The organism is Micromonospora sp. KC606 (assembly GCF_004348675.1).
In the GTDB taxonomy this organism is placed as follows: domain Bacteria; phylum Actinomycetota; class Actinomycetes; order Mycobacteriales; family Micromonosporaceae; genus Micromonospora.
Window position 1 is genome coordinate 21,715 of sequence record NZ_SMKN01000042.1, and the last position, 10,517, is coordinate 32,231.

The following is a 10,517-nucleotide window of genomic DNA, read 5'->3' on the forward strand; positions in this document are numbered from 1 at the left end:
GCAGGATGCGCATCGTCCGGTCCGGGGGCGGGGCGCCGCGCGCCACCGCCCAGGGCAGCGGGGCGGCGGCGTGAGCGCGAGTGGTGGGACCAAGGCGATCGTCGCCGCCCTGCTGGCCAATGTCGGCATCGCCGTCACCAAGTTCGTCGCCTTCCTGCTGACGGGCTCGTCGTCGATGCTGGCGGAGTCGATCCACTCGGTCGCCGACTCCGGCAACCAGGGGCTGCTGCTGATCGGCGGCAAGCGGGCCAGGCGGGCGGCCACCCCGCAGCACCCCTTCGGCTACGGGCGGGAGCGCTACGTCTACGCGTTCATCGTGTCGATCGTGCTGTTCACCGTCGGTGGTCTGTTCGCGCTCTACGAGGCGTACCACAAGTGGCACGAGGGCGGTGGCATCACCGAGTACAAAGCGGTGCCGGTCGTCGTGCTGGTGGTCGCGATCATCATGGAGTCGTTCTCCTTCCGTACCGCGATCGTGGAGTCGAACCACGTCCGGGGCAACCAGTCCTGGGTGCACTTCGTCCGCCGGGCCAAGGCGCCCGAGCTGCCGGTGGTACTGCTGGAGGATCTGGGCGCGCTGGTCGGTCTGATCTTCGCGCTCTTCGGTGTCAGCATGACCCTGATCACCGGTGACGGGATGTGGGACGCCCTCGGCACCGCGATGATCGGTGTGCTGCTGGTGGCCATCGCGGTCATCCTGGCTATCGAGACGAAGAGCCTGCTGCTGGGCGAGGGGGCCGAGCCGGCCGACGTCGCCGCCATCGAGAAGGCTGTCACCGAGGGCCCGGAGGTCGAGCGGATCATCCACATGAAGACGCTCTACCTCGGGCCGGACGAGCTGATGGTCGCGGCGAAGATCGGCGTGCCGCCGTGTGACAGCACTGAGAAGCTGGCTCGCGACATCAACACTGTCGAGGCCAGGGTCCGGCAGGCGGTGCCGATCGCCCGGGTCATCTACCTGGAGCCGGACATCTACGACGCGGCGGCCGCTGAGCGCACCGGCACCGGTGGCGCGTCGGTCGCGGACCAGGCGGAGACCGAGCCGGGCGAGGTGGCCGGGCGGGCCGGGGGCTGAGCGTGGAACTGCTGTTCGGACCGATCCGGGACTACGCCTGGGGCTCCCGTTCGGCGATCGCGGAGTTGCAGGGGCGTCCGGTGCCCAGCGACGGGCCGGAGGCGGAACTGTGGCTGGGGGCCCACCCGGGCGGCCCGGCCATGGTGGACCGCGACGGCACCCGGGTGAGCCTGCTCGACCTGCTGGTCGCCGAGCCGGGCCACTGGCTCGGCGAGGACGTGGTCGACCGGTTCGGCACCCGGCTGCCGTTCCTGATGAAGGTGCTCGCGGCGGACGCCCCGCTGAGCCTGCAGGCGCACCCGGACGCCGAGCAGGCCCGCGCGGGGCACGCGGTGGACGCGATGCGCACCGCCGGGCACCGTAACTACGTCGACCCGTACCACAAGCCGGAACTGCTGGTGGCCGTGTCGCCGATGGAGGCGCTCTGCGGTTTCCGCGATCCGGTCGAGTCGGCGGAGGTGCTCGCCGCGTTCGGCGTACCCGCGCTGGAGCCGGTGGTGGCGGCGCTGCGCACCGGGGCGGCGGGGCTGCGGGACGCCGTACGCCGGCTGTTGACCTGGCCTGCGGCGGAGCGTGCGGGGCTGGTCGCGGCGGTGGCGGCTGCCGACGTCGTCGGCCCGGACGCGGAGTTGGCACGCGCCCTCGCGGCCCGCTACCCCGGTGACCCGGGGGTGCTGGTGGCGCTGCTGCTGCACCACGTGAAGCTGGCGCCGGGGGAGGGGATCTGGATGCCGGCGGGCAACCTGCACGCCTACCTGCGGGGCACCGGGGTGGAGGTGATGGCGGCGAGCGACAACGTGCTGCGCGGCGGGCTCACCCCGAAGCACGTGGACGTCGACGAGTTGCTGCGGGTGCTGCGCTTCGAGGTGCTGGCCGAGCCGGTGGTGCGGGCGCGGCCGGTGGCGCCGGGAGTGGTCTGCTGGCCGGTGCCGGTGGACGATTTCGCGCTGCACCGGGTGACCGTGGGCGCGGGCACGCCGCAGGTGCGGTTGCCGCTGCCGGGGCCCCGGGTGGTGCTCTGCCGGGCCGGCGAACTCGCGGTTGACGACGGTGCGGGTGCGGTCACCCTGGGGGCCGGGCGGGCGGCCGTGGGTACGGCCGCTGCGGAGCCGCTGGTCTTCACCGGTGAGGGTGAGGCGTTCGTCGCCACCTGCGGTGCGTCCTAACTGGGCATCTGCTCCATCTCGTCCTGCTCATCGAGTTCGCCTCGCTGCCCGCTGGAGCGGGACCGCGGGCGCGGACTCTATTGACATGCCCGTAGCCGGAACTTAATCTCCCGGACAAGGCGAATCGGTTCGACTGGCCAACCTCGATCCGCTTCCTCGCTTCTCCTGCGAACTTGCTGCTGGCCGTGCAGCAGAGCAGCGCAAAACTCGAATCGATTCGTAAATCCGCTCCACTGGGACGGGAGAACTCGATGCTCGCTCACCGAAGCCGGCGTACGCGCCGGCTGACAACGCACGCCACCCTCCTGGGGCTGGCTGTGGCGCTGGCTGTGCCGGCCCCGCCCGCGCTGTCGGCCGAACCGGCAGCCAACCTCGTCCTGCACTACGACTTCGAAGGCAACCTGTCCACCGGGGTGGTCACCGACCGCTCACCGTCGCGGCTCAACGGGACGTTGATCAACCCGGGTTCGGCGAGCACCGCCGCGGGCCCGAACGGCTCGCAGGCGCTGGTCCTGCCCGGCGGCGCGAGCACCTCGACGACGGCGCCACACGTCCGGATCCCGAACGGCCTGTTCAAGAACCGCTCAGCGGTGACCATCTCCGCGTGGTTGAAGTGGTCGGGCGGGCCGGACTTCCAGTGGGTCTACAACCTCGGCAAGGATCTCCACACCGCCACGTTCGTGACCCCGTCCTTCCAGGGGGACGCGACGACCCGGTCGTCGATCAAGCCGGTCAACGGCAGCGCCGAGGTCGGCGTACCGGCGGCGCAGAAGCTGCCCGTGGGCCAGTGGGTCAACCTGGTGACCGCGATCGACGGCCAGACGATCACGTACTACCTCAACGGCGTGAAGGTCGGCAGCCGTACCGCCAGCATCAACCTGGCCGCGGTGATGCACTCCGACTCGAACACCACCTCGGGCTTCCTGGGCAGGGCATTCTGGAGTGGACACCCGTTCCTGGCCGGTGCGCTGGACGACTTCCGGGTGTACGACGCCGCGCTCACCGCGAGCGAGGTGGCCGGCCTCGCGGGCGACCGGCTCGCCACGTTGATCGACCCGGCACAGACGTCGTACCCCATCACCGTCCCGGTCGGCACGGCGCCCAGCCTGCCCACCACCTTCGACGGTCGGTACACCGACGGCATCGCCCGCCGGTACGCGATCACCTGGCCGGCGGTCGACCCGGCGAAGTACGCCACCCGGAACCAGTTCACGGTCACCGGCACGGTCGACGGCATCGGCACCCAGGTCCAAGCCGTCGTCACGGTGGTCGCCGCCGGTGACCTCACCGTCAACCTCGGTGTCGATACCGGTGCTTACCACGGCGGCGCCTCCGGAACGCTCTACGGCCTGTACGGCGAGGGGCTGCCGACGCGGAACCTGATCGAGGGCATCAACCTGCGTACCGTCTCCACGAAGGCGCAGGACGGGCCGCAGCACCCGGGCGCCGACGCGCTGGAGGTGGTCAAGCCGCTCGCCGACGCGACCGACGGCGACGTCTACATCTACATGACCGACATCTACCGGGGCTTCCCGTACCAGTGGCCGGGCAACACGCCGCAGGAGCGGCTGAACGACTACAAGCAGAAGATCGCCAAGCAGGTCGACCAGGTGCTCCAACTCCCGGCGCAGTACCAGGACAACATCGTGTTCGTGCCGTTCAACGAGCCCGAGGGCAACATGTTCGGCACCGGGACGTGGAGCTACAACAAGATCAGCTGGCTCAACGACCCGCAGTACTTCCTCAGCGCCTGGGACGAGGTGTACGCGCTGATCAAGCGTAAGATGCCCACCGCCCGCATCGCCGGTCCGAACACCAGCGTGCTGTACAACCAGGTGCAGGGTTTCCTGCGGCACACGGTGTCGAAGGGCACGGTGCCGGAGGTGATGACCTGGCACGAGCTGAGCAACCCGGCGCAGGTGCGCACCAGTGTCGCGAAGTACCGCGGCTGGGAGAGGTCGATCTTCCAGGGCACCGTGTACCAGGGCCGGCAGCTGCCGATCAACGTCAACGAGTACGCGTTCAACTACCACACCTCGGTGCCGGGGCAGATGATCCAGTGGATCTCGGCGATCGAGGAGTCGAAGATCGACGCGGACATCGCGTACTGGAACATCGACGGGAACCTGTCCGACTCGGCGGTGCAGGCCAACCGCGCGAACGGGCAGTGGTGGCTGCTCAACGCGTACGGGCAGATGAGCGGCCGGACGGTGCAGGTGACTCCGCCGCGGCCGAACGTCAGCTACACGCTGCAGGGCGTGGCCACGCTGGACACTGCGAAGTCGCAGGCCAGAGCCATCTTCGGCGGCTCGTCGGGCAACGCGTACGTCCAGTTCCGCGGCATCGACAGCGCCGTGTTCGGCCAGAAGGTGCACGCGCTGGTCCAGGAGATCCCGTGGACCGGTCAGATCGGTGACTCGGCCCAGCCCGAGGTGGTCGCCGAACTCGACGCGACCGTGGTCAACGGCGCAGTGGCGTTCGACTTCGGCAACACGCTGCCGGCGCTGAAGGAGTCCTCGGCGTACCAGGTCATCCTGACCCCGGGAAGCTCGGCGACCTCGAACGCGGTCAAGCCGAAGCTGTGGCAGGCCACGTACGAGGCGGAGAACGCCGCGCACACCGGCACCGGCTGGTCGCGCAACGGGCCGGAGGGCACCCCGTCCGACGTGTCGAAGTTCTACACCTCCGGCACGTACAACGTCGGCGGGCTGCGCACCGGCTCGGACGTGGCGCTCAACTTCACGGTCTCCGTGCCGCAGAACGGCACGTACGACCTGAGCGTCTTCGCCAACTCGCTCAACACCTACAACCTGATCGCCGAGCAGGGCCCGACCAACATCTTCCTGCGCGTCGACGGCGGCGCCGAGCAGGAGCTCCACATGCCGCTGGGCTACAAGTGGGTGGTCTGGGACCATGCCGACACCAAGGTCAACCTGACCGCGGGCAGCCACACGATCACCCTGGCGGCGCGCAACCTCAGCGGGACACGCACCACCAAGGGCGACGTGATCATTGACAAGATCGACCTGTCGCTGCCCAACCCGGCCGCCGCGCAGGCGATCTACGAGGCCGAGCACGCCACCCTCGCCGGCGGCGCCCGGACCCTCTACAACCAGACCGGCGTGTCCGGTGCCGGCGTGGCCGCGATCCGCCAGGGGCAGTCGGTCAACTTCTGGGTCTACTCGCCGGGGGATGGTGAGTCCGCGATCGACGTGGACGTGGTGGGCAGCGCCGATGCCGGGCTCTCGGTCAACGGTCAGAACGTCGGCGACATCACCGCCGCCAAGCGCGTCAGGGTGTTCCTGTCCGGCGGCATCAACAAGATCACGCTGACCGGCAAGAGCACCACCGACACCCGGGTGGACCGGCTGCGGGTGCAGCGCACCCAGGGCACCCTGGTGCCCACCTGGTACGAGGCGGAAAACGCCCAGCGGGCCGGTACGGCGGCGATCGCCAACTACTCGCTGGCCAGCGGCGGCAGGGCGGTGACCGGAGTCGGCGGCGCTCCGGGCAACGGCAACACGCTGACCTTCGACGCCACCGTCACCAAGGCCGGCGTGTACGCGCTTACCGTGCGCTTCTCCAACCCGGAACAGGCGCCGGCCACGCACTACAACCCGGACCCGCTGGCCCGCCACGCGGACATCTCGATCAACGGCCAGGTACGGCGGGTCATGTTCCCGCACTCGTTCCATGCCAACAACTTCTGGGAGCTGACCATCCCGGTCCAGCTCGTCCAGGGGCAGAACAGCATCAGGTTCTCCGCCGCGGAGCTGCCGAACTTCGACGGCACGACGTACGCCTCGGACACCTTCCCCGGGGTACTGCTGCGGTCGAAGCAGGCGCCCGTCGTGGACCGGATCGGGGTGACGCCGTTCGCCGACACCCTGGGTCCGCTGGTGGGCTGACCGGCGGGGCCGTTTCCTGCCGGGCGGCCTCAAGCTGACCGACACGAGTCCGACTTTTCCGAAATAACTTGACGCGGTCGTGTCTGTCTGTGACTCTATGGGTACGCAGCGTTGTCGCGACGACAGTCCGGGAGCGCGCGGGGGAACCAAACCGGGGGGATGCACGGGGCGGCCGGCGGTGGACGGGATACCTGTCCACACCGACCGCCCCGTGCGCTGTCCGCCGCCGCAACCCGCGCCGGGATCGATGCCCCCGTTCGGGGCCGGCGGCGTGCCGGCAGGGCGTAGTGCCGTCGGCGGCGGTGCCCCCCACCGCCACGGGGCACGCGCGTAAGGTGGAAGGTCGTGCACATCGTTCGACAGGAGCTTCCATGACCAGCACCCTCCCGGCGTCCACCAGCGGCCCGCGGTCGAGCACCCTCGCCGAGGGCGACTACAAGGTGGCGGATCTGTCGCTCGCCGAGTTCGGGCGCAAGGAGATCCGGCTCGCCGAGCACGAGATGCCCGGCCTGATGGCGATCCGTCGCGAGTTCGCCGACGCCCAGCCCCTGGCCGGTGCCCGTATCACCGGCTCGCTGCACATGACTATCCAGACCGCCGTCCTGATCGAGACCCTGGTCGCGCTCGGCGCGCAGGTCCGTTGGGCGTCCTGCAACATCTTCTCCACCCAGGACCACGCCGCCGCCGCGATCGTGGTCGGCCCCGAGGGCACCCCGGACGCCCCGGCAGGCGTGCCGGTGTACGCCTGGAAGGGCGAGTCGCTGGAGGAGTACTGGTGGTGCACCGAGCAGGTGCTCAACTGGCCCGACGGTCAGGGCCCCAACATGATCCTCGACGACGGCGGTGACGCCACCCTGCTCGTCCACAAGGGCGTCGAGTTCGAGAAGGCCGGCGTGGTGCCCCCGGTCGAGTCCGCCGACTCCGAGGAGTACGCGGTCATCCTCGGCCTGCTGCACCGCTCGCTGGCCGAGGACAGCCAGCGGTGGACCCGGGTCGCCTCCACCATCAAGGGAGTCACCGAGGAGACCACCACCGGCGTGCACCGCCTCTACGAGATGCACCGCGCCGGCACCCTGCTCTTCCCGGCCATCAACGTCAACGACTCGGTGACCAAGAGCAAGTTCGACAACAAGTACGGCTGCCGCCACTCGCTGATCGACGGCATCAACCGGGCCACCGACGTGCTGATCGGCGGCAAGATGGCCGTCGTGCTCGGCTACGGCGACGTGGGCAAGGGTTGCGCCGAGTCGCTGCGCGGCCAGGGCGCCCGGGTCGTGGTGACCGAGGTCGACCCGATCTGCGCCCTCCAGGCGGCGATGGACGGCTACCAGGTCGCCACGCTGGACGACGTGGTCGAGCAGGCCGACATCTTCATCACCGCGACCGGCTGCTTCGACGTCATCACCAACGAGCACATGGCCCGGATGAAGCACCAGGCCATCGTCGGCAACATCGGCCACTTCGACAACGAGATCGACATGGCCGGCCTGGCGAAGCGCTCCGACGTCACCCGGGAGAACATCAAGCCGCAGGTCGACGTGTGGCGCTTCGACGACGGCCACGCCATCATCGTGCTGTCCGAGGGTCGCCTGCTCAACCTGGGCAACGCCACGGGGCACCCCAGCTTCGTGATGTCGAACTCGTTCGCCAACCAGACGATCGCCCAGATCGAGCTGTACACGAAGACCGACGAGTACCCGGTCGGCGTCTACGTGCTGCCGAAGCACCTCGACGAGAAGGTCGCCCGGCTGCACCTGGGCGCGCTCGGCGCGAAGCTCAGCCAGCTCACCAAGGAGCAGGCGGCGTACCTCGGGGTTCCCGTGGAGGGCCCGTTCAAGCCGGAGCACTACCGTTACTGAGTTGTTCCACTCGCACCGGGTCGGCCGCCGTGCGGCCGGCCCGGTCTGCTTTCGGGTACGCCGCGTCCGTGTCCCCCGGCGCTGCGCGCCGGCTCCCGGCGCCCGGCAAACCCGCTCAGGCAGCGCACGCCTTCGTCGCCCTGGCCCTGGCGATCATGGTCGGGCTGCCTCGTCTCAGCGCGGGCCGGGGCGCTGCCGGTCGGGGCGGATCCAGGTCCAGACGCACCAGGCCAACCAGGCGAGCGAGACCGCGGCCGCGAGGGCACGCAGGCGCAGCGCGCTGAGGGCGACGACCACCGCCAGCACCGCCAGCCAGGGGCCGAACCCTCTCATGCCCGCTCCCGGGGTGCCGGTGCCGCGCCGGCCCTCCGGTCGCCCGCTGTGGGCGCACGCCAGCCCGGTCGGAGCCGGGTCGCCGAGGTGGGGCCGGAGGTGCCTGGTGAGGACGGTCCTGCGAGGGCGAGGGTGGAGGTGATCACGGGGTTCGTCCTGTTCGTCGGTGGGGTGCCGATGGTGTCACGGCTGCTGCGGGTGTGTCGCGCCCGGCTGAGTGGTGGCGTCGCGGCGGCAGGTTCTTCCGGTGGGAGTAGCAGCATGACCACCACCCGACTCGATCGGTGGGAACGGCTTCTGGAACGCCAGCTGGCGGTGTGCCGTCGCGACCGAGGCCGCCCGCGGCGCCACCCCGCGAACTCGTGACCCAGCTCAACCGCCGGTGGCATCGGTTCTCCCACCCGATTGGATACTTCGTCCCGTGTCGAAACTGAGCAACAACATGGTGATCGCTGGAAAGCGTGTGGTGCTCACCGTCGGTCTACTCGCCGCGGTGACCGCGTGCACCGGCAGGACGGGGATGGGGGACGCGCCAGCCGATGCCCCCGCGAGCAGCGGTGGGACAGTCGCGCTCGGGCGGGCGTCGAACATCGCCCGCGACGGGATCTTCGACGTGAGCCGAACCAACGAGGCGAAGTTCCGGGTCCAGATCGACGGTGTGTTGAGCGGCCCGAAGCGGACGGTGCTGCGGGTCACCGTGACCAACCTGGAAGCCACCGAGCAGTTGGGCATCGACCGGTTCGGCGACTCCAGCTCGGACTATTCGTTCGTCGGGTTCAAGCTGCTGGACCCGGTCGGCGGCAAGCTCTACCACGCGTACCGGCTGGACAACCCGTACGGCCTGGGCTTCGGCAGCCGCCTCAACGAGATCAAGCTACAGCCCGGGGTGCACTACTCGGCGGTCGTCTACTTTCCACCGTTGCCGCAGAGCGTCACGGCGGTGACCGTGCTGTCGCCGGGCACGACGGGTGAGTTCACCGGAGTGCCGGTCACCGCGGGCAGCTACACCGCCACACCCGCAGCCGAGGACGCGCGCGCCCGAGTTCGGCAGATCCTGGCCATCAACTCGCCGCACCCGCCGGGGACGACCGTCGAGCTGCCCGCGGTCGAGCCCCCCGCCGGCGCGTTCAGCCTGGCCGCAGACGTGTCCGGGCTGGTCGTCGGTCCGGACCGGGAAACCCTCTCCTCCTCGGCGCAGACGTCGGTGGCGCTGCGCTCGGACATCCTGTTCGACTTCGGCAAGGCCACCCTGACGGCGAAGGCGCATACGCTGGTCGCCGAGGCGGCGAAGGAGATCACGGACGGCGCCGACCCGAGCCGGCCGATCAGCGTGGTCGGACACACCGACGGGAAGGGCTCCCCTTCGGACAACCAGAAGCTCTCGGAGCAGCGCGCCCAGGCCGTCGAGGCGCAGCTTCGGGCTGCGCTCGGTGGCGGTTGGCAGTTCACGGTCTCCGGCAAGGGGGAGTCCGAGCCGTTGGCCGAGGAGAGGAAACCGGACGGCTCCGACGACCCGCAGGGGCGGGCCCGCAACCGCCGGGTCGAGTTCACGTACCCACGGAAGTCGGCCACCGGCGCCGCGAACGCCGGCGGCGCCGCAGCCACGCAGGCCACCGGTGGCGGGGGTCGGCCCGCCGCGTTCCGCGCCGACAACGGCACGGTGGTGGCGGAGCGCGACGGTACGTCCGACAGCCAGACGGACTCCGTCGGCCCGGTGAAGTTCCACCTCCGGGTTTACCCGTTCTACCGCGACGGCGGCTATCTCGTCGCGGTCTTCGACCTGGCGAACGTCTCCGGGACGAAGCTCGATCCCGGCTTGAACTACTTCCGGTCGGCCGCCTACCCCGGACCGGCGTACGCGTCGTTCGGCGTGATCGACCCGGCGACCGGCGCCGCGTACCGCACCGCGTACGTGGCGATTGCCGACAACGTGAACAGCTACCTCGACGGACAGTTGCACGGGTGGCAGACCGCGCAGCCGCAGCGGGCCTACATGTACGTACCGGCACCCCCGGCGGGCGTCACGTCGGTCACCTTCGACGCCGGACCGTTCGGCAAGATCAAGAACGTGCCGGTCAACTGAAGAGCCCGGCCAGTGGCCCTGGCTGCCGACCGGCCTGCCGGAGAGCCGGTTTGGACTGGCCGGCGGGGTCAGGGCTGGGGTGCGGGCGCGGAG

The 10,517-nt window shown here is 70.0% G+C and carries 6 protein-coding genes; 5 read left to right on the forward strand and 1 reads right to left on the reverse strand.

Annotation, left to right across the window (positions count from 1 at the left end; genetic code table 11):
• The first annotated feature begins 70 nt into the window (after positions 1 to 70).
• The 4 genes from E1193_RS12045 to ahcY all read left to right on the forward strand — a co-directional run bounded on the left by E1193_RS12045 (position 71) and on the right by ahcY (position 8,008).
• Positions 71 to 1,075, forward strand: a complete 1,005-nt coding sequence (locus tag E1193_RS12045) for a cation diffusion facilitator family transporter (RefSeq protein WP_132183192.1) — start codon at positions 71 to 73, stop codon at positions 1,073 to 1,075.
• A gap of 2 nt (positions 1,076 to 1,077) precedes the next feature.
• On the forward strand, positions 1,078 to 2,241 hold the full coding sequence (gene manA, locus E1193_RS12050) for a mannose-6-phosphate isomerase, class I (protein WP_132183194.1): 1,164 nt from the start codon (positions 1,078 to 1,080) through the stop codon (positions 2,239 to 2,241).
• Between the two features lie 251 nt (positions 2,242 to 2,492).
• Positions 2,493 to 6,149 (forward strand): LamG-like jellyroll fold domain-containing protein, encoded by a 3,657-nt coding sequence (locus tag E1193_RS12055; protein WP_132183196.1) that lies wholly within the window; start codon positions 2,493 to 2,495, stop codon positions 6,147 to 6,149.
• 371 nt (positions 6,150 to 6,520) lie between these two features.
• A complete protein-coding gene (ahcY, locus tag E1193_RS12060) occupies positions 6,521 to 8,008 on the forward strand; it encodes an adenosylhomocysteinase (RefSeq protein WP_132183198.1) in 1,488 nt (495 codons plus the stop codon).
• A gap of 174 nt (positions 8,009 to 8,182) precedes the next feature.
• Here ahcY and E1193_RS31845 read toward each other — a convergent pair whose 3' ends face one another.
• Positions 8,183 to 8,341, reverse strand: a complete 159-nt coding sequence (locus E1193_RS31845; protein ID WP_165945717.1) for a hypothetical protein — start codon at positions 8,339 to 8,341, stop codon at positions 8,183 to 8,185.
• A 421-nt stretch (positions 8,342 to 8,762) separates the two neighbouring features.
• On the opposite strand from E1193_RS31845, the gene E1193_RS12065 reads away from it, so the two are divergent.
• Complete coding sequence (locus E1193_RS12065; RefSeq protein WP_132183200.1) at positions 8,763 to 10,424, forward strand: OmpA family protein; 1,662 nt, start codon at positions 8,763 to 8,765, stop codon at positions 10,422 to 10,424.
• The last annotated feature ends 93 nt before the right edge of the window (positions 10,425 to 10,517 follow it).

Excerpts from the sequence above, each read along its gene's own strand:
- E1193_RS12055 (WP_132183196.1), top strand. The coding sequence starts at position 2,493 with ATGCTCGCTCACCGAAGCCGGCGTACGCGCCGGCTGACAACGCACGCC.
- ahcY (WP_132183198.1), top strand. The coding sequence starts at position 6,521 with ATGACCAGCACCCTCCCGGCGTCCACCAGCGGCCCGCGGTCGAGCACC.
- E1193_RS31845 (WP_165945717.1), bottom strand. The coding sequence starts at position 8,341 with ATGAGAGGGTTCGGCCCCTGGCTGGCGGTGCTGGCGGTGGTCGTCGCC.